The 20,191-nt window shown below is 37.5% G+C and carries 19 protein-coding genes and 2 riboswitches; of the genes, 16 read left to right on the forward strand and 3 right to left on the reverse strand.

The genetic code is table 11. The features are described from left to right. Positions 1–7: 7 nt before the first annotated feature. The 12 genes from NIZ91_04815 to NIZ91_04870 all read left to right on the forward strand — a co-directional run bounded on the left by NIZ91_04815 (position 8) and on the right by NIZ91_04870 (position 12,455). A complete protein-coding gene (locus tag NIZ91_04815) occupies positions 8–376 on the forward strand; it encodes a response regulator (protein ID USY55980.1) in 369 nt (122 codons plus the stop codon). Next, positions 366–3,242: an ATP-binding protein gene (locus NIZ91_04820; GenBank protein ID USY55981.1), complete on the forward strand. Its 2,877-nt coding sequence runs from the start codon at positions 366–368 to the stop codon at positions 3,240–3,242. Before NIZ91_04815 ends, NIZ91_04820 begins: the two co-directional genes overlap by 11 nt. Before the next feature lie 220 nt (positions 3,243–3,462). Next, positions 3,463–3,834: a DUF1992 domain-containing protein gene (locus NIZ91_04825; GenBank protein USY55982.1), complete on the forward strand. Its 372-nt coding sequence runs from the start codon at positions 3,463–3,465 to the stop codon at positions 3,832–3,834. A gap of 78 nt (positions 3,835–3,912) precedes the next feature. Next, positions 3,913–4,716, forward strand: coding sequence for an alpha/beta fold hydrolase (locus NIZ91_04830; GenBank protein USY55983.1), 804 nt, complete (start codon positions 3,913–3,915; stop codon positions 4,714–4,716). A 189-nt stretch (positions 4,717–4,905) separates the two neighbouring features. Next, positions 4,906–5,304 (forward strand): hypothetical protein, encoded by a 399-nt coding sequence (locus tag NIZ91_04835; protein ID USY55984.1) that lies wholly within the window; start codon positions 4,906–4,908, stop codon positions 5,302–5,304. Between the two features lie 23 nt (positions 5,305–5,327). Beyond that, a complete protein-coding gene (locus NIZ91_04840) occupies positions 5,328–5,786 on the forward strand; it encodes a flavodoxin (protein USY55985.1) in 459 nt (152 codons plus the stop codon). Positions 5,787–5,918: 132 nt separating this feature from the next. Further along, positions 5,919–6,398, forward strand: a complete 480-nt coding sequence (locus tag NIZ91_04845) for a hypothetical protein (protein ID USY55986.1) — start codon at positions 5,919–5,921, stop codon at positions 6,396–6,398. 72 nt (positions 6,399–6,470) lie between these two features. Continuing rightward, positions 6,471–7,058 carry a histidine phosphatase family protein gene (locus NIZ91_04850; protein ID USY55987.1) on the forward strand — a complete coding sequence of 196 codons (588 nt, stop codon included), beginning with the start codon at positions 6,471–6,473 and terminating at the stop codon, positions 7,056–7,058. A 243-nt stretch (positions 7,059–7,301) separates the two neighbouring features. Next, positions 7,302–7,988 carry an HAD hydrolase-like protein gene (locus tag NIZ91_04855; protein USY55988.1) on the forward strand — a complete coding sequence of 229 codons (687 nt, stop codon included), beginning with the start codon at positions 7,302–7,304 and terminating at the stop codon, positions 7,986–7,988. Positions 7,989–8,497: 509 nt separating this feature from the next. Further along, complete coding sequence (locus NIZ91_04860; protein USY55989.1) at positions 8,498–9,817, forward strand: aspartate aminotransferase family protein; 1,320 nt, start codon at positions 8,498–8,500, stop codon at positions 9,815–9,817. A gap of 158 nt (positions 9,818–9,975) precedes the next feature. Next, a riboswitch (SAM riboswitch) is annotated at positions 9,976–10,073 on the forward strand. A 100-nt stretch (positions 10,074–10,173) separates the two neighbouring features. Next, positions 10,174–10,278, forward strand: a riboswitch (SAM riboswitch). 70 nt (positions 10,279–10,348) lie between these two features. After that, the gene (locus tag NIZ91_04865) at positions 10,349–11,551 is read left to right on the forward strand and encodes a M20 family metallopeptidase (protein USY55990.1); all 1,203 of its coding nucleotides are present in this window, start codon (positions 10,349–10,351) and stop codon (positions 11,549–11,551) included. 112 nt (positions 11,552–11,663) lie between these two features. Continuing rightward, complete coding sequence (locus NIZ91_04870; protein USY55991.1) at positions 11,664–12,455, forward strand: protein-glutamine gamma-glutamyltransferase; 792 nt, start codon at positions 11,664–11,666, stop codon at positions 12,453–12,455. A gap of 185 nt (positions 12,456–12,640) precedes the next feature. On the opposite strand, the gene NIZ91_04875 is transcribed toward NIZ91_04870, so the two are convergent. Beyond that, on the reverse strand, positions 12,641–13,300 hold the full coding sequence (locus NIZ91_04875; GenBank protein USY55992.1) for a hypothetical protein: 660 nt from the start codon (positions 13,298–13,300) through the stop codon (positions 12,641–12,643). A 417-nt stretch (positions 13,301–13,717) separates the two neighbouring features. Between NIZ91_04875 and NIZ91_04880 the strand changes: the two genes are divergently transcribed. Then, positions 13,718–15,061 carry a 5'-deoxyadenosine deaminase gene (locus tag NIZ91_04880; GenBank protein ID USY55993.1) on the forward strand — a complete coding sequence of 448 codons (1,344 nt, stop codon included), beginning with the start codon at positions 13,718–13,720 and terminating at the stop codon, positions 15,059–15,061. Positions 15,062–15,357: 296 nt separating this feature from the next. Beyond that, entirely contained in the window at positions 15,358–16,683 is a 1,326-nt protein-coding gene (locus NIZ91_04885; GenBank protein USY55994.1) for an NCS2 family permease, read from the forward strand. 37 nt (positions 16,684–16,720) lie between these two features. On the opposite strand, the gene NIZ91_04890 is transcribed toward NIZ91_04885, so the two are convergent. Both NIZ91_04890 and NIZ91_04895 read right to left on the reverse strand, forming a co-directional pair. Beyond that, a complete protein-coding gene (locus NIZ91_04890; protein ID USY55995.1) occupies positions 16,721–17,233 on the reverse strand; it encodes a shikimate kinase in 513 nt (170 codons plus the stop codon). A 76-nt stretch (positions 17,234–17,309) separates the two neighbouring features. Then, on the reverse strand, positions 17,310–17,489 hold the full coding sequence (locus tag NIZ91_04895; protein ID USY55996.1) for a YvzF family protein: 180 nt from the start codon (positions 17,487–17,489) through the stop codon (positions 17,310–17,312). A gap of 165 nt (positions 17,490–17,654) precedes the next feature. On the opposite strand from NIZ91_04895, the gene NIZ91_04900 reads away from it, so the two are divergent. Both NIZ91_04900 and treP read left to right on the forward strand, forming a co-directional pair. Further along, positions 17,655–18,575: a DMT family transporter gene (locus NIZ91_04900; GenBank protein USY55997.1), complete on the forward strand. Its 921-nt coding sequence runs from the start codon at positions 17,655–17,657 to the stop codon at positions 18,573–18,575. A 186-nt stretch (positions 18,576–18,761) separates the two neighbouring features. Next, positions 18,762–20,180, forward strand: a complete 1,419-nt coding sequence (gene treP / locus NIZ91_04905) for a PTS system trehalose-specific EIIBC component (protein USY55998.1) — start codon at positions 18,762–18,764, stop codon at positions 20,178–20,180. Positions 20,181–20,191 lie beyond the last annotated feature (11 nt).

Below are 20,191 nucleotides of genomic sequence, written 5' to 3' on the forward strand. Positions count from 1 at the left end.
GAGAATAATGGCGAAAATTTTACTTGCTGAAGATGAAGCGGTGCTTCGTATGTTAATTGTAGATACGTTGGAAGATGAAGGGCATGAAATAGTAGAAGCACAGGATGGTCAAGAAGCTGTTGAATATGCACAAAAAGAAGACTTTGATTTACTTATTGTGGATTATATGATGCCTGTGTTTACCGGTTTAGAAGTAATTCAGAAGCTAAAAGCAATCAATAGCGAGAAGTATAAACACATTCTCGTATTGTCAGCTAAAAATCAACTTGCTGATCAGTCTAGGGTCATTGAAGCAGGGGCCACGCACTTTATGTCAAAGCCATTTAGCCCTTTGGCACTAGCGGAAAAGGTTGAGGATATTTTAAATGAAAACTAAATTAAAAGTGGGAAGAAAGAGTATTTCTTCCCAGTTTATTTTACTGATACTAGTGTTTTTTGTTATGTTTGCAATCGGTTCTGTTGTGCTTATTAACGCTCAACAAAATATTGCCGAAACGTTTGACGAGCAGCGTCAAGAGTTAACGAAAAAAGAAAAGCTAATTATTGCGATTAAAAAGGATTTAAATGAAGCTTTCCTTCAAGCTCGAGGCTACATTGCATTTGATAATGAGAGCATGTATGAGCAAGCATTGAGTAGAAAAGAAGCTCTACAGCAAAATATTGATGAGCTATTCCTTTTAGCTGACGAAAAGGATCAAGCTATGATTCGCAACCTTGATAATTTTGTAAATGTTTATTTCACCGAGACGATGCCAACATTTAAAGATGTGTATGTTAAGAAGGGAATAGAGGAAATACGTAAGAGTCAAAAGCGCAAAGATGCCACAGCAGGAGTTGAAAAAGTTCAACAAGACTTAAACGCATACCAACAGCAACTCTCAGATGAAATAGATGTAGCTTATGCAGATGCTTCTACGAATATGAATCAAAGCCAATGGTTCTTTATTGGTCTGTTAGGGTTCAGCTTACTAGTGCTCGTTGTATTAACAAGGGTCCTATTAAAACGAGTTGGAAAGCCCCTGAACGAGCTTGCTTATGTGGCTAGTGAAATTGCTGATGGTAAAGATTTATCTTATGAGCTAGATGAAAAGCGTGAGGATGAAATTGGCGTACTATCCAACGCTTTTTATAAAATGGTACGGAGCTTACAGGCGAATGAACAGGAATTGCTCGCTCAAAACGAAGAGCTAACTGCACAACAAGATGAGCTGCATAGTCAGCAGGATGAATTGCAAAGTGCATTAGATAAAATGAAAGAACGAGAGCATGAATTAGAATCGCGAAATGATTTTATAGATGAATTGAAAAATTCTCTGAAAAAACAAGAGGTCTTAGATAGCATTGTAAAAAACATGCGAAAAGTAATGAGAGTAGATTATGGATTCATTGCTCTTTTAAATGAAAAAGGGCATGCTTCAATTGGACTGTCAAATAGTGCCGTAGACCAAGCTCTTACAAACTTAGATAGTCATTTAGCTCTGCTTAAAGAAGAACATCAGCCTATTGTTATCAAGCGGCTATGCCAACAGTCAGAGAAGCTTTATCATGAGAAAGAAATGTATGTATATGACGTTGTTGTACCAGTCATTTCATCCAAAGGTGAACTGATTGCTTGTATGTGCTACAGCCGATACACTAACGATTTTTCAAGTAACGATCTAGATACTTTCTCCGCTTTAAGTAAACAAGTAGCGCTTACATTAGAGAAAATTAATATTTACGAAGAGTCTGAGCATGATCGTTTATTGTCTCAGGATGTACTCAATTCTATTAAAGAAGGCATTCAGCTTGTGGATGTATCAGGTAAGGTTTTACAAGTGAATACAAATATTTGTGAAATCTTCGGGTGTCAGCATTCAAAAACTGTTCTTAACTCACCGTTGGATGAATGGACGAAGCAAATTAGTGAACGAGTAGATAATAGTGAAGAGCTGCTAGCATTCATTACTGACACCATTAATATGTCTAAAAATCGCCAGTCAACTGTCATATATCAAGTAAATATTGCAGGAGTAAATCGTGTAATTCAAGTATACAGCGAATACGTTTATCGTAACCGTCAGCATTTTGGCGTTTTATTTGTTCACCGAGACATTACAAAAGAGTTTGAAGTAGATCAAATGAAATCTGAATTTGTTAGTACAGTAAGCCATGAACTTCGAACACCGCTAGCGAGTGTATTAGGCTTCACAGAACTTATGTTAAACAAAACGCTTCGACCAGAAAGGCAAACGAAATATTTAAATACCATTTACCAAGAAGCTCAGCGTTTAACAGCTTTAATTAACGATTTTCTTGATGTGCAAAAAATGGAATCTGGAACGCAAACGTATCACAAAAATTATGTGAATTTAGTTCCGATTTTAAAGCAAGTCATAAACGTTCAGCAGGTGAATGCAGGAAAGCATACCTTTGATATCATTACAAGTAGTGAAAATCTTATTGTTTTTGGTGATGAGGATAAGCTCATACAGCTATTTAACAACTTAATTCACAATGCTGTTAAGTATTCGCCAGATGGTGGGAATGTACAAATAAAAGCACTTGCAGAGCATGATAAAGTGCATATCTCAATTAAAGATGAAGGAATTGGAATTCCAGAAGAAGCAATAAATAAGCTATTTACAAAGTTTTATCGCGTAGATAATTCAGATATGAGAAAAATTGGTGGAACAGGATTAGGGCTTTCTATTGTAAAAGAAATCGTTAAATCACACCAGGGTGAGATTAAAGTTAATTCAGAATGGAAAAAAGGAAGCACATTCACGGTTAGCTTGCCTTTAATGACAACTCATTCTGTTGAACAAATTGAGCAAGAAAAAGAAGACGGAAAGCGCAGCATCATCATTATTGAAGATGATAAAAGTTTAGCAAGCCTGTTGCAAGTAGAGCTAAAAGAAAGCGGTTTTTACGTTCGACATTTTGATCGAGGCGAAGCTGCAATAGAAGCGATACAAGCTAATCCGCCAGAAGCTATTGTGTTAGACATTATGCTGCATGAGCATGAGATGAACGGGTGGGATATTTTAAAGACGCTGAAAGGTGATCCAACTACTGAACATATTCCAATTTTTATTTCTTCAGCTCTCGATGAAAAGAATAAAGGCATGGAATTTGGAGCGTATGCTTATTTAGTGAAACCGTACCAACCTAGCAAATTAACAAATACAATTTTGCAAATGATTGTAGAAAAAAATGAAGGAAACGGGGAGATCTTAGTTCCACGATCAGACACAGAATAGTGTAAAGTACAACGCTAGAGCGAGACATGAAAAAAGAGTGGTGAAAGCCATTCTTTCTTTTGAAAATAACTTGAAAACGCTATCATAATGTGGTTTTATTAAACTATAGGCATAACAATGATGACCTTTGAACAACTTTTCACCTCCTTATTTGATATAAGGAGGCTTTTTTTATAAATTAGTCATAACTGGTCGATAGTATATAAAAAGGAGGGGGAATATGGACATTGCCCACATTATCGCGGAAGAAAAAATCAAGCAAGCGATTAACGATGGTGATTTCGATAATTTACCAGGAGCAGGAAAGCCGCTAGAGCTAGAAGACCTGAGTCATATTCCAGAAGAGCTGCGTCAAGCATATCGAATGATGAAAAATGCGGGCATGGTTTCAGATGAGAAACAGCTAAAAAAAGAAGTCATTACGCTCGAACAGCTGGCAGCTGTTTGTAACGGTGATGAAAAAGCTGATGTAGAACAAAAATTAACAGAAAAAAAAGTAAGGCTACAGCAAATCGTGAAGCAAAAAGGCATGGCGTCTTCTCCCTCTTATCGTCAGTATCAACGAAAGATTCATGCGAAATTTTTTGACTAACAAACGAGAGACAGCTAATATAGGAGTACAATCTTTTAGAGAAATAGTATGGTAAAGGCACGATCGGAGGCTAGCAGCTTGAGAATATTCATTTTGCTTCTTAGCATTATATTATTAGTAGCTTTTTGCTGGTATATTTTCTCGTCCCAAACAAAGCGTGCAAGTTCGTCGGGAGAAATACCTGTTTTGTTTATACATGGATATTTAGGAAATCAAAATAGCTTAGGTACGATGATAAAACGATTTGAAGAAAACAATTGGGGGCAAAAATCAGCTTATTGTATTGTGAGAAGTGATGGAACAGTACAGTGGAAACAAAAAGGGAAGTTAGCGGGGCAGCTGCCTATGGTACACATTGTGTTTAAAAAGGCAGATGCAAGCCTGGAACAGCAGACGAAATGGGTTGGACGTATTATCGATGACTTAAAGAAAATGTACCATGTTTCCTCTGTTGATTTATTAGGCCATAGTATGGGTGGTGTAACTGCTACAGCAGTTAGCTTAGAAAGACCTAAAGATGTTCATAAGTTGGTAACGCTTGGATCGCCGTTAAAGGGATTAGACTATGGTGAACTAATGGAAATGTATCCACATGCAAAGAGTCATCAGGCGTCTGAAGGAGCTCGCGATTTGGTCTTTCACTCTGCTGCATTAAGAGACATCCATGCTAAAAAAGAAGATTTCGCAAAACATATTGATGTGTTTTCCGGAGCTGGAGATATTGGCGATGGGACTGATGGAGTTGTGACGATTGAAAGTGCCTATGGACTTGATTCGTTTACCGAGCATATTCACTTTCATACGTTTCATGAATCGCACTCAAATTTACATGAGAGCAACGAAGTAGATGAAGCCGTTTATCAATTTTTAAAAAGAGATTAAAAGCATGTATATGATGACATATACATGCTTTTTTTGTTTATTAAAAAAAGTATAGTTGACATTGATAATCATTATCATATAAACTGATAATAATTATCAATTACTAATTAGAAACAATAAGCTTTTTTAACATAAGGAAGTCTTAGAGAGACTGAATTGAAATTTATAAATAGAAAGGGAGAAAAATCAATGGATAAACATTTAGTCGTAGTAAAGGCATTTAGTCATGAAGTAAGCTGCTGTTGTCCTGGAGAAAGTCATCAACACGTTATTACCTTTCACCAAGGAGACGTATGGACATTGACTGATGAACGGAAATATATTGATTCGTTAGGATGGCATTCCTTAATGGATGTCAATCGAGAGTTTCAATGTTTCATAAGCACTGAAGAGCTTCAAGATTTATATCTGAACGGAGTCATTTGTTCAATCCTAGATTTAGATCTTCAAATGAATCATTTAAACTTTAAGATTAACGAAGCTCTCGATACGCAAAACCGCGAACTATTTCATTCAATGGTTAGCAAACGGTTTAAATTGCAAAAGATAAGAGATAAAGTGGATACAATTCATGCACAAATTGTTTAAATGCGAGTAAGAGGAGTAAATAAATGGCAAAAATTCTAATTGGATATGCAAGTATGTCTGGTAACACAGAAGAGATAGCTGATCTGTTAAAACATAAAATTCAGAGTGCAGGACATGAAGTACATATGGAAGAGCTTGAATTATTAGATGTACAAGATTTACAAGCGTACGATGGTATTTTACTCGGAGCGTATACGTGGGGGAACGGAGATTTACCTTATGAAGCTGAAGATTTCTATGACGATTTAAATGAAATCAACTTAATTGGTAAAAAAGGAGCTACTTTTGGTTCTGGGGACCGCGTTTATCCAGAGTTCTGTGCGGCGGTAGACTTACTTGAAGAAAGGTTAAAAAAGTGCGGAGCGGATATTGTTTGCACCGGTTTAAAAGTTGAAATGGCTCCTGAGATGGAAGAAGATATTCGAGCCTGTGAAGCATTTGCTGTTACTTTTTTAAATGAACTAAATATTAGCGCTTATTAACAAAAACCTTCTGTAATCGTACAGAAGGTTTTTGGTTTAATTGAATGAATAAAATCGGAAAAACACAGGTTTTAAAGAGATACAAAGTGGAATAGTAGTGGTAACAAATCGTATGATAAAGGAGATGGAACTGTGTTTGGATTAGATGATATTCCTAAATTTTTGTTTTCGTTTTTGCTCATTGTTCCTATTGTATCTATTATCCATCAGTCAGGTCATTCCTTTATGGCCTTACTATTCGGAGGACAGGTAAACTTTACAATTGGAAAAGGAAGAACTATCTTTAAATGGAAGAAAATTAAGTTGAAATCAATATATTTTTTAGACTCCGTCTGCATATATGAAAAGCTAAAATATGATAACCGTTTTTCTCATGCCTGTGTCTATGCGGGAGGATCATTGGCTAATTTAGCATCCATCTTTATTGTAAATAGTTTAATTGAATCTAGTTTTTTTACAGCAAATCTGTTCTTTTATCAGTTTGTTTATTTTTCAGTTTACTATACGGTATTTTCTTTATTACCCGTTAGATTTTCGGAGAACTCTTCAAGTGATGGTCAAGCTATCTTTGATGTGCTTCGCCATGGAAAAGCATCATGTAATCCTGATTAAGGTAAACTTTTCACCTGAATATCCCTTAAACTTTCTTTATAATAAAGAATAAAGGGAAAAAGGAGTGAGGGTATGCTGTACTTAATCCGTCATGGACAGACCGAATGGAATAAAAAGAAGCTTATTCAAGGGCAGCGCAATATAGGACTTGATGAGCAAGGCATGAAGCAAGCTCAGCAAGTTGCACGATTTTTAAAGAATGAAGGAATTGAAAAGTTATATTCAAGCGATTTAACGAGAGCTTACGATACGGCAGCAGCAATTGCGACTGCATCCGGTATTAATAACATTGAAACATGTGAAAGATTGAGAGAGCGCTCTTTTGGCCAGCTAGAAGGAAAGCCGGTTGCTTCATTAAGAAATCTAGTTCCCAATTATGATACAAATTGGGGAAGCGAAGCTTTATACGATATGGAAGCACTAGAAGTCATTCAAGAGCGCCTTTTAAAACGTCTAACGGAAATTATGGAAGAATCCAAAGGAAGAAAGGTAGCCGTTGTGAGCCACGGAGCCATCATTAATACCTTTATCCACTACGTAACAAACGGAGAGCACGGCACAGGAAAAACAGCTCTGCAAAATACGAGCATCACAACCTTTACCTACGAGGACAAAAAGTGGAAGCTCCAAATCTTAAACAACCACAGTCATCTTGTTTAATAAGATAAATTTTATCGTTATTTGTATGGATGCTATCAAAGGCTGGGACATAAGTAATTTAACTAATAAAAAACCAGAACGGTTGGGCGTTCAGGTTTTTTGTTGATTGTGAAAACAGTGTTGGAAACAGAGTAGCCGTAGCGCATTGGAACAAACTTGTAATTGGTTCATAAAGGTTTTATTTACTTTTTATGGTATTATGAGTGAGAGATTAGGTTTTAATTGTGAAAAGGAGAGAGAGTAATGATAAAATCACTGATTTTTGATATGGATGGAACGTTGTTTCAAACGGATAAAATTTTAGAGATATCACTGGATGATACCTTTAACCATTTACGTTCACTAAATGAATGGAATGCTGAGACGCCTATCGATAAATACCGTAACATTATGGGGGTACCTTTGCCGAAAGTATGGGAAGCTTTATTACCTAATCATTCGAATCAAATAAGAATGCAAGCAGACGCTTATTTCTTAAATAGATTAATTGAGAATATCAAAAGAGGAAAAGGTGCTCTGTATCCTAACGTAAAAGAGATTTTTAATTATTTAACAGAGAATGATTGTTCCATTTACATAGCGAGTAATGGTTTAAAGGATTATTTAGAAGCTATTGTAAGTTATTATCGTTTGGATAATTGGATCACTGAAATATTTAGTATTGAACAAATAGAAACCTTAGACAAAAGCGATTTAGTTAAAGAGATTATAAAAAAATATGATATAAAACAAGCGGCAGTAGTAGGAGATCGCCTATCGGATATCAACGCTGCCAAAAATAATAGTTTGATTGCAGTAGGATGTAATTTCGATTTTGCACAAGAACATGAACTCGCTCAGGCTGATATCGTAATAAATGATTTAATTGAACTCAAAGCAATTGTACCTATGTGTAAAGGGTTAGTGGTCAGTGAAAATCACGCCAAATAAAGAGAGTTCTCAGAATAAAAGAGTAGCCTCATTAAAAGTTGTTCCTATAAAAAGCCCGTGATTGGAATGAAGGATGCGCCACTCCAGCAGGACTAGCGAGGGGGCTCAGCGCTCGCTCTGCGGAAAGGAAGCAATCCGAAGTGAAAATCACGCCAAATTAAGAGTGATTTTTAAATTATACTAAGAAAAGAAGCCATCCCTACTAACTAAATAAGAACTACTAATTACCATAAAGAATTTATATATATGCAATTGATTTTTATAAAAATACATAGTAGAATAAAACGGAAATATTATTCTATCAAAGTTTTACTAACAGATTAAAAAAGAAGAAAAGCATAAAAATAAAACGAATCTACTTTATATACAAATCCTATAGAGTCGTAGTTTAGGGTGCAATTAATATTCTTAAAACCCTCATTTACACCGGCATACACATCATTTATGATAAAGACATCAAATGTTTTTAGAATATTTTAAATACTTTGTTAGCAAACAGGAGGATTACTATGTCAAACGATTGGAAACATCTATTTAACAGAATGCCTGAGCTTTTAGCGCCTACTATGGCAAAAGATCATCCAAATCTACCCGTTGTAAAAGAAGAAGGATGCTACTATTACGGATTAGACGGCAAACAATACCTAGACTTTACATCTGGAATTGCAACAACCAATGTTGGGCATCGTCATCCAAAAGTTGTGCAAGCTATTAAAGATGGAGCTGACCAGTTACTTCATGGACCTTCTGGCGTTATCATGTATGAGTCTATCTTGAGATTAGCTGACGAATTAGGAAAAGTTACGCCTGGTAACTTGGACTGTTTCTTCTTTGGAAACAGCGGAACGGAAGCAATTGAAGGCGCGTTAAAGCTTGCTCGTCACGTAACAAAACGACCTTACGTCGTGTCATTCTTAGGCTGTTTTCATGGACGTTCAATGGGAGCATTAAGCGTCACAACTTCAAAAAGTAAATACCGTCAGTTTCAGCAGCCTTCTGGGTTAACATATCAAATTCCATATGCCAATCCAAAAGAATGTCCAGACGGTGTTAATGTAGATGCTTATTTTGAAGACAAGCTTGAAAAAGACTTTAATACTTTGTTTAAGCATCAAGTAACGCCAGAAGAAGTGGCTGCTGTTATTTTAGAGCCCGTTCTTGGTGAAGGTGGCTACATCATTCCACCAAAAAGCTGGATGAAAAAACTTCGTGAAATCTGCGATCGTCACGGCATTTTACTTATTTTTGATGAGGTACAAACGGGATTTGGACGTACTGGCGAATGGTTTGCTGCGCAGACATTTGATGTCGTACCAGATATTATGGCAATTGCAAAAGGCATTGCTTCAGGCATTCCACTAAGTGCTACCGTTGCTTCACAAGAGCTTATGAAGAAGTGGCCTCTTGGGACGCACAGTACTACGTTTGGCGGTAATCCAATCGGATGTTCAGCTGCGCTCGCTACGCTTGAAGTACTTCAAGAAGAAAATCTTCTCGAAAACGCAAAAGAAATGGGTGCTTATGCGCTCAAACAATTAGAGCTGTTAAAAGAAAAGCATTCGCTAATTGGAGACATTCGCGGAGTGGGACTTATGATTGGAATTGAGATTGTACATCCTGAAACAGGTGAACCGAATGGGGATGCACTATTTGAAATTCTAGACTTAGCTCTTGAACAAGGCGTGCTCTTCTATTTCTGCGGCAATGCAAGCGAGGTAATTCGCATGGTTCCACCTTTATCCGTAACGAAAGAGCAGATTGACGAAGGTCTTGCTATGCTAGATCATGCCATTTATTTATATGAGCAAAAAGTTGCTATTAATGTATAAAGAGAGTGCTTAAAGCACTCTTTTTTTTGGTCTAGTCATGATAGCGGTATCATATTGTTAGAAAGAAAAATCTTTTCAGAAAAGTCATTGACATTCCCTTGTTCAGCGTGTAACATAGGATTTAAGTTATCAACAAGATTCTACAATATTCGACAAACTTCTTATCCAGAGAGGTGGAGGGACTGGCCCTGTGAAACCTCGGCAACGGACATTTGAACCGTGCCAACTCCAACAAGCGGTGCTTGATAGATAAGAAGAGAGCTGGTTCTTACATTACGTGATCCCAACCTCTTCTTACAGTCATTAAGCCACTGTAAGTGGAGGTTTTATTATTTTACAAATACATACTGTACGTTTTCTTATCTAGAGAGGTAGAGGGACCTGGCCCCATGACACCTCAGCAACAGGCTGATTGCACTGTGCTAATTCCAGCAAGCTTTTAGAAGCTTGGATGATAAGAAGCAGGTTCTTTAGTTAAGGAAGCTTCTTCTATGAAGCTTCCTTTTTATTTTTAGTAAATGAGGTGTAGGAATGAATTCAAAGATAGAAAAGCTTAAAGAAAGCATTATTGAGTATATTAACCAGCAAGCTCAAACTTACATAGATACAAGTCATGCGATCCACGACCATCCTGAAATCGGAAATGAAGAGAAATTTGCATCTTTTCTTTTATGTAAGCTTCTAGAAGAAGCAGACTTTACTGTAGAGCGTGGGGTAGCAGGTCATGCTACATCCTTTTTAGCAAGAAAAGCATCTGCAAGGAAAGGGCCGAAAATTGGGTTTCTTGCTGAGTATGATGCGCTTCCAGGGCTTGGACATGCTTGTGGACATAATATTATTGGAACAACTAGCGTAGGAGCAGCAATTGCACTTAGCCAAGTTCTTGACGAAGTAGGAGGAGAACTCGTTGTGTTAGGAACACCAGCTGAAGAAGGTGGACCAAATGGAAGCGCAAAGGGAAGCTTTGTAAAAGAGGGTCTTGTGCAAGACTTAGATGCTTGTATGATGGTTCATCCAGGGAAAGAAACGTGTATTACAGGGACAACGCTAGCTGTGGATCCTATTGATTTTGAATTTTATGGACAAGCATCTCATGCAGCATCAGCTCCTGAAGAAGGTATTAACGCGTTAGATGCTGTTATTCAGTTATTCAATGGAATAAATGCACTTCGTCAACATGTAAAGAGTAATGTGAAAATTCATGGTATTATCACAGATGGAGGAACAGCTCCCAATATTGTTCCCGACTATGCAAAAGCTCGCTTTTATATTCGCGCACAAACGCGTAAAGAGTGTGATCAAGTCACAGAAAGAGTACAGCAAATCGCAAAGGGAGCTGCTATGGCAACAGGAGCCAAGCTCAACGCATTTTTTATCCAAAACAAAGTAGATCATATGCAGCTAAACCGCGCTTTTGATCAAGTATTTAAAGAAGTCTTTACGGAATTAGGAGAAAACGTAGGTACGGCTCATAAGCCTGGAATTGGTTCATCTGATGCAGGAAACATTAGTCAAGTGGTGCCAACGATTCACCCTTATATTAAAATTGGTCCCGAAACGCTTTCATGGCATACAGATGAATTTCGTGAAGCGGCTAAATCTCCAGAAGGCGATAAAGGATTGATTCAGGGAACAAAGGGCCTTGCTATCATCGGTTTGCGCTTATTAACGGAAGGGGATACGCTTTTTACTATAAAAGGCGAATTTAATAAGAGACATAAAAACCTAGGTTAGAAAACGCCTCTTCTTTCATTCACATAAAAGCTTCCTTTCACTCGTATGATAAAGAGAAAGTGAGTGAAAGGGGGACGCACTTATTATTATTGTGCAGGGTCGTGCACTAAATGTGAATGCCGTACCATATAGCATGCTTGAAGCGAATAAAGCACAGATTTTGAGAAAAATGGCTCAGTATCAAGCAATCTATCGTTATGATAATATCGTGCAGTTAGATTTTGAGCTTACTACTCGCCTGCGAATTGTAGAAGCATCGTATTTGTTATATAGAAGTGGTGCAAGGTTTGCAACTTTTAAAGAATCTAAATGTAACGAAGTATATTGGCTTCGTACTGAAAAGGGAGGGTTCAAGCTAAAAGAGAACGTGTTGCCATCCGTCGCGTTAAACGATATTTTCTTTAACGGTTCGCTTTATGCGTTTGAATGTGCAGTTGCCATTGTTATGGTGTTTTATAAAGGCGTATTAGAGAGTATCGGAGAGAGAAATTTCAATCAATTATTTACGAATCTAGTGTTGTATAGCGGTAAGTTTGATGAAGATCTGAATCTAAAAAATCATAATGGTTATGATTTTTTAGAAGGGGACTGCGCTTATTTCAAGAACCCTGATTACCATGAAGACACCCCTCAGTGGCAAGGTGAAAATACCATTATCGTCGGGAACGACTTGTATTTTGGACACGGCGTAGGCGTTAAATCCGCTGAAGGAATTATTGAGCGCCTAAATGAAAAAAGAAAAGAAAACGCAACAGAGTCTGCCTACTTAACGTCATACATTACGCGTGTTGGTTTCCGCTACCTTAGCCAATTTTATATTCATCGAGATGTCTTGGTTGACGTTGACTATGATAAGCTTCCGCTTGTTATCAGTCAAATTGGCTCAAGCACATACATTGGTTAATAAAAACCCCCGCTTTCACAAAGCGGGGGTTTCTTATAATAAATGATAGTAGTGAAACAATAAACATGCCTTAGTTACTATAGAAAGAGGCATATCCTGCTATAATAAATAAAAGAAGTAGTGCAATTGTGATACTAATAACCCACAACGACAATTTCTTCATAAAGAATACCTCCTCAATTTATTTAAAGAGTAGAAGATGAACCACCTGATGAACCGCTAGCTGTGCCGTATACAGTTTGGCGTTTTACACCAGCTGTTTTAAATCCAACCTTCCAATTCCAATCAATTTGTCCGTAAGCACGGTTAGAAGAAATCCATGTCTTGGAGCTTTGTTTTGAAATTGAAACTAGAGGATTGACGTTTTTCACTACTTTTCCACTCACGCTTTGTACAGATGTAACCTTCGATCCACTTGTAGAATAATAGACTGTAGCTTTCACTTGCGTTGTAGTAAATCCCGCAATTGTATACTTTGCTGTATAGGAAGCTGTGCGTGATATACTAGACGGTAATGTGGCAAAACGTGGCGTTGCATATGCAGATGCTACGGCTGTATTGCTTGTAGGTGCGTCATCGTAAACAACGGTCTCTGTAACTTCAATCGAATCAAGTAGTTCGTCTGGGTGATTTAAGTAGTAGATAACTTTTTCTTGCTTTTCAGGAGATAAAGCTGAAAATTGTTCTGCTGAATCCGACTCCCCTTGGCTATTAAGGTAAGCAATATATGAAGAGATAGTATATCGCTCAGGCTCTGTGCCCATTGCTGAAGCAGGTTTTGTTGCAAGAAAAGAGAAGCCTAAAAGCATGATTGATAAACAAAAAATCATTTTCTTTTTTAACATTTGATGTCGGCCCTTTCCATAATTACTAGGTAAATAGAATCGTAACGACTATTACTTTACCATATTTTCCTGAAGAAACGACAAGTTTCTTTTAAAACAATCTAGAATAACTATGTTAAGATGCCTTTAAAAAATTTCAATGTGCAAAAAAAGTATGTAAGGTTTTCTAACATTTTTCTGGCATTACTGTTAAAAAGAGAATATGATGTATTCAAGATCACATTATTCTCCTGCGATTTCGTATAACCTCTTGAAAAAGGGACTTGGGATTTTTCGTGAATCCACCTTCCTAGCTGTGTAAAACCAGCTAGGAATTTTTTTTACCTTTTCAATAGACAGAATAATTAGTTATTTGTTTATATATAATGAAACGCAAGAGAACGATGGATTTAAAGAGAGATTAGGGGGCTTGAAGAAATGCAGCACATTTTAATTAAAAATGCAGAAATTATTACAATGAATGAAAGGAATGACATTGTATATGGAGACCTATACATAGTAGGAGACCGAATTGCTGCTATTGGTAAAGAATTATCACCAGAAAAGGTCGATAGAGTCATTGATGGAACAAACCGGACAATTGTTCCTGGTTTCATTCACACTCACATTCATTTATGCCAAACAATGTTCCGTGGTCAAGGCGATGATTTGGAGTTGATGGATTGGCTTCAAAAGAAAATTTGGCCTTTAGAAGCTGCGCATGATGAGGAATCCATTTATTACTCCGCATTATTAGGTATTGGAGAGCTAATTAAAAGTGGCACCACAACCATTGTAGATATGGAAACCGTGCATCATACCGATTCAGCATTTGAAGCCATTGCACAAAGTGGTATTCGTGCTATCGCTGGCAAAGTAATGATGGATAAAAAAGCGGACAATATGCCAAAAGCATTACAGGAAACAACGGCATCTTCAATTGCGGAAAGTGTTAGGCTGCTTGAGAAATGGCATGGCTCTTATAACAATCGCATTCAATACGCGTTTTCTCCCCGATTTGTTATTTCGTGTACGGAAGATTTACTAAGAGAGGTTGCCCATTTATCTGCAGCATATGATGTGCATGTACATACGCATGCGTCTGAAAACCAAGAGGAAATCCGAATAGTAGAAGCAGAAACAGGCATGCGAAATATTTTATATTTAGATCATTTAGGATTAGCTAATGAGCGGTTAATTTTAGCGCACTGCGTCTGGCTGAATGACCAGGAAAAGGCAGTGATTAAAGATAGAGGAGTGAAAGTGAGTCATTGTCCAGGTTCCAATATGAAGCTTGCTTCAGGGTTTGCTGAGATTCCACATCTTCATGAGCAGGGTATTTGCCTAAGTTTAGGAGCGGATGGTGCGCCTTGTAACAATAACCTTGATATGTTTAATGAAATGCGCCTTGCGGCAACGATTCATAAGCCTTCCTATGGACCTACAGCGATGAATGCAAAGCATGTATTAGAGATGGCGACCATTGGTGGAGCAAAAGCTGTTGGGCTTGAAAATGAAATTGGAAGTATTGAAGTTGGAAAAAAGGCAGACTTAGCGATGCTGAATCTTTATCAGCTTCATACATTTCCATCTTACGGAGTCGACCCAATTTCACGCGTTGTTTATTCAGCTACGCGAGGAGATGTGGAAATAGCGATGGTGGACGGCCAAATTGTGATGGATAACCGAGTTTTAAAAACAATTGATGAGAAGATTGTTTTAAAAGAAGCAAATGGCTCCATTGAACGTTTATTAAAAAGGGTATCGCTGCTTACGTCATAAGTAGCTAAATTTTTTATTCCTATTTTAATTTGAAAATTAAAAATAAATCGAATATAAAAAGTTTTATTATGATAACGTTTTCTGTCTTTGCATCTTTTAGAATTAGGACTATAATAGGACAAAAGATTTTACTTCAAGATGTGAAAAGTGTACGTTCTAGCCATAATAAGTGGTGGAGTTTTCTCTGCCGCTTATTATGTTTTTGTATGAGCTCTAATGAAAAAATTAGTTGTTCAAGACGCCTGATCACCACAGATTGAGGTTATTTTATAACAATAAACAGGGAGGCGCATGTTTTGGAGCGTAGTAGTATATTAGAGCGCGTGTTTAAACTCTCAGAACGTCAAACAACGCCAAAACAAGAAATTTTGGCGGGCTTAACCACCTTTATGACCGTTAGTTACATGGTTATCGTCAATCCGCTTATTTTATCCGACGCTGGGATTCCAAAAGAAGCAGCGTTAGCGGCAACGATTTATGCTATCGTATTCAGTACGTTACTAATGGCGTTATGGGCTAACTTTCCAATTGTTACTGGTCCTGGTATGGGATTAAATGCATTCTTTACGTATTCGGTTGTGTTAGGACAAGGTCTATCTTGGCAAACGGCTCTTGGTGCAGTCTTTATATCTGGTATTTTATTCTTTTTATTAACCGTAACTGGTATTCGTAGCAAAATCGTTGATGCCATTCCGAATGTTTTAAAAGCATCAATTGCTGTTGGAATTGGCTTGTTTGTTGCGTTTATAGGGTTAAAAAACGCAGGGCTTGTTGTAGCCAATGAATCAACATTTGTTGGTGTTGGAAACGTGTTGGACAAGGGGCCGTTATTAACAATATTCGGCTTGATTTTAGCCGCTGTTTTAATGGCTAAACACGTAAAAGGTGCGTTAATTATTAGTATTTTTGCTACGACTGCAGTAGCAATGATTGTTGGGTTTCAAGCTCCGCCAACCGCTATTAGCGACGTGTTTTCAGCAACTCCGCCAACAATTGGTGACACGTTTATGCAGATGGATCTAAAAGGTGCCATTGCATATGGAATTTTCTCTGTTGTTTTCTCATTTACAATTGTAGAACTTTTCGATACGCTGGCAACGCTAATTGGTTTATCTAAAAAAGCAAATTTAGTTGATGAAAATGGCAAGATTCCAAACTTAAATCGTGCGCTAGCAGCTGATTCAGTTGGAACAATGGCGAGTGCTATATTTGGTAGTACAGCTTTGAATACGTACATTGAAAATGCAACAGGAATAGCAGAAGGTGGACGTACTGGGTTAAAAGCATTAACAGTAGCTGTGTTGTTTTTATTTACCCTTTTCTTTGCTCCGTTAATCGACTTTATTCCATCAGTTGCAACGGCTCCAGCATTAATTATTATTGGTTCCTTAATGCTTAGCGATATCAAAAACATCAACTTTGATGATTTTACGGAAGTAGTTCCAGCGTTTTTAACCATTATTATGATGCCGTTAACTTACAGCATTGCTGAAGGGTTAGCGTTCGGTTTTATTTCATATACTGCTATTAAACTCTTCACTGGACGCTACCGAGAAATTCACTGGATGATGTACGTTATTACAGTTGCTTTCTTTATTAACTTCTATATGATGAGTCATTAAGAAAAGACGCCTTCTGCACAGCAGCAGAAGGCGTCTTTTAGTTTTCCTTAAGAACAAAGCTAATAATTTCATCAGCTACTTCTTCAGGTGTTAAGGTATCGGTTACAATTTTTTGATGATAGGATTGATAAATGGCTTGGCGATTATAAAATAGTTCTTCTATCTCTGCTAAACTTTTTCCTTGTAGAATAGGGCGTGTTGGAAGTAAATGATCCAATCGTTCTTTCCACGCATCAAAAGACAGAGATAAACAGATAACAATGCCGTCTTGTAAGCAAGCATCTCGAATGGCATCTTGTAAAAAAGCGCCTCCTCCAAGAGACAAAACGGTCTTTTTCTCTTTTACGAGCTGAGAAATCGTTTCTTTTTCTTTTTGCCGAAAAAATGCTTCTCCATGAACACGAAAAATTTCCGTTGTTTGCATGCCCAGACTTGCTTCGATATGCTGGTCCGTATCAATGAATTGAAAATCTAGTTTACGTGCAAGTGCTTGTCCAATCGTTGTTTTCCCTACGCCCATAAACCCAACTAAAACGATGGTTTGCTCCATGTTGTAACCTCTTTCTATCTATGAAATATTAATGGAATTATAATATAGGTTGAAGTATTTGTAAAAGTGAGACAAATTAGTCCGCTTGCTTTAACTCCATTGATAAATAAACCCGCGTCGTTTTACGATTCGCATATTTAGGGTTATTGCTTCGATTATATTCAGGGGACTGGTGTTTGATAGTGTAATGTTTTTCGAAGCTTTTAATCATTTCTTCAATTTCTTTGGCGTCCCCTGCGAGCCGTACCTCAATCATGTATAAGCGCTCCTTTTTCTGTGTAATTGCTACGCTATCATATCACGAAGAGTCGATTTTCGTAATTATTTCGAGTAAAGAATATCTAGAAATTCAACTATATTAGCGTTACAATAGAGAAGTTGAAAATAATGGATAAGAGCAGTACGTTAGGTGGGAGAGTTATTGAATAAATATAAAATTTACGGTGTTTTGGTATTCGTCATGTTGTTGTGGGGAGTGAACGTTGTTGCGCTCAAGCTACTTGTAGGCGCATTTGCTCCTGTTACGATGACGGCTTTTCGAATTCTTTTTGCGGGGATTGCCGTTTTGGTTTTTCTTAAAGTTACAAAATCACTGCGTAAAATTACGTTAAAAGAGCTTGGGTTTATTACGATGGTTGGTTTTTTTAACGTTGTTTGCCATCACTTCTTTTTGTCAACGGGATTAAAAGAAACCAGTGCGTCAAACGGAGCGTTAATTTTGGGGCTAAGTCCAATTTTAACGACGATTTGTGCAGTTTTCTTTTTAGGCACGAGGCTAACATTCTTCCGGTTTGTTGGCGTAGTGAGTGGGTTTTCTGGAGTTGCTTTTATCGTATTAGCTGGAAGCGGAGCGGTCACGGGTGGAACAAAAGGTGATTTGTTTGTCTTTTTATCTATCTTAACGCAGGCCATTAGTTATGTGTTTATTCGACGTGCTTCAACAACATTGGATGCGCGTTTAATGACAGGATGGATGCTAATAACAGGGTCAGCGTTTTTACTTGGAATTAGCTTCATTATAGAACCACACGGATTGCAAACGATGGCACAAACAAGAATAGACTTATGGCTATTGTTCTTAGGTTCCGCACTGCTAGCAACAGCATTTGGACATATGGTTTACAATCAAGCCGTCCAACACATTGGACCAGCAGAGTCATCCATTTTTGTAAATTTAAATCCATTTTTTGCGCTTGTTAGTTCAGCTGTTTTTTTACAAGAAGAAATTCAAGCAGCTCAGCTGTTTGGCTTTCTATTTATTGTAGCAGGTGTATTCTTAGGTAGTGGCTTAATTGATAAATGGTTCAATCAAAAGAAAAATACAATACATTCACATGTGTAAGAGAGGCATTCTTTTAAAGAATGCTTTTTTTATTGTTGACTAACTTGTATATACAGGTTAATATAGAACACATAATACATGTATATACAAGTTTTAGTTACGCTATGTTTTTATACGTTAGCCCAACTAAAAATAAGGGTACCTCTTTTATAAGAAATGAAAGCGATAACAAGGAGGAAGAGGATTATGGCTGTGAATCGTACATCTGTCGAGCAAATCATTGAAGCCGTTGGGGGAAAAGAAAACATTTCAGCAGCAACTCACTGCGTAACGCGTTTGCGCCTAGTGCTGCATGATGAAAAGAAAGTAAATGAAGAAGCGCTAAATAATCATGATTTAGTCAAAGGCTTCTTTTCAACAAATGGACAGTTTCAGGTGGTCATTGGCCAGGGAACAGTTGATAAAGTTTATAAAGAAATGGTAACGATTACAGGTATCGGAGAATTATCAAAAGACGAAGTGAAAAATGAAGCTGCGAAAAATTTAAACCCGTTGCAGCGAGCTATTAAAACATTAGCTGACATCTTTATTCCAATCTTGCCTGCCATCGTAACGGCTGGTTTGTTGATGGGGATTAACAATATCTTAACGGGGCCAGGGATCTTTTATGATGATAAGTCGCTAGTAGATGTTCATACACAATGGAAAGATTTAGCGAGTATGATCAACTTGATTTCAAATACCGCATTTGTCTTTTTACCGGGTCTTATTGGTTGGTCAGCTGTGAATCGTTTTGGAGGAAGTCCACTGCTCGGTATTGTGCTAGGATTGATGCTTGTTCACCCAGACTTATTAAATGCATGGGGATATGGTGAAGCACTTCAAAAAGGTAACATTGATACATGGAACTTATTTGGTTTAGAAGTTGAAAAGGTAGGTTATCAAGGTCAGGTCTTACCTGTACTAGTTGCATCATTAGTGCTTGCTAAAATTGAAATCTTTTTAAGAAAGCGTATTCCAGATGGTTTTCAGCTTTTAGTTGTAGCACCTGTTGCGTTATTACTAACGGGATTCCTGGCATTCATTGCAATTGGGCCTGTAACGTTTGCAATTGGAAACGCTATTACAGCAGGAGTTGTATGGTTGTTTGAAACAGCTCCGTTTATCGGTGGTATCATTTATGGTGGACTGTATGCACCTCTTGTTATTACCGGGATGCATCATACGTTCTTAGCTGTGGATCTTCAGCTCATTGGTAGCATCGGTGGTACGTTCTTATGGCCAATGGTGGCATTATCAAATATTGCGCAGGGGTCAGCTGCATTTGCCATGATGACATTGGCTAAAAATGATGAAAAACTTCGCGGGTTATCACTAACATCAGGGGTATCTGCATGGTTAGGAATTACAGAACCCGCCATGTTTGGAGTAAACTTACGTTATCGATTTGCGTTTATTTCAGCCATTATTGGTTCTGCTATTGCAGGTGTTATCGTTACAATGAATGGTGTAAAAGCAGCATCCATTGGAGTGGGTGGAATTCCTGCACCGCTATCTATTTTACCAAGCGATTGGGGAGCTTTTTTGATCGGAATGGCAATTGTAATTGTTGTGCCGTTTGTTTTAACGCTACTTTTTGGAAAGCTACAGAAGAAAAAAGTATAATATCAAAATGA

The organism is Bacillus sp. 1780r2a1, from assembly GCA_024134725.1.
Classification (GTDB): Bacteria; Bacillota; Bacilli; order Bacillales; family Bacillaceae_H; genus Priestia; species Priestia aryabhattai_A.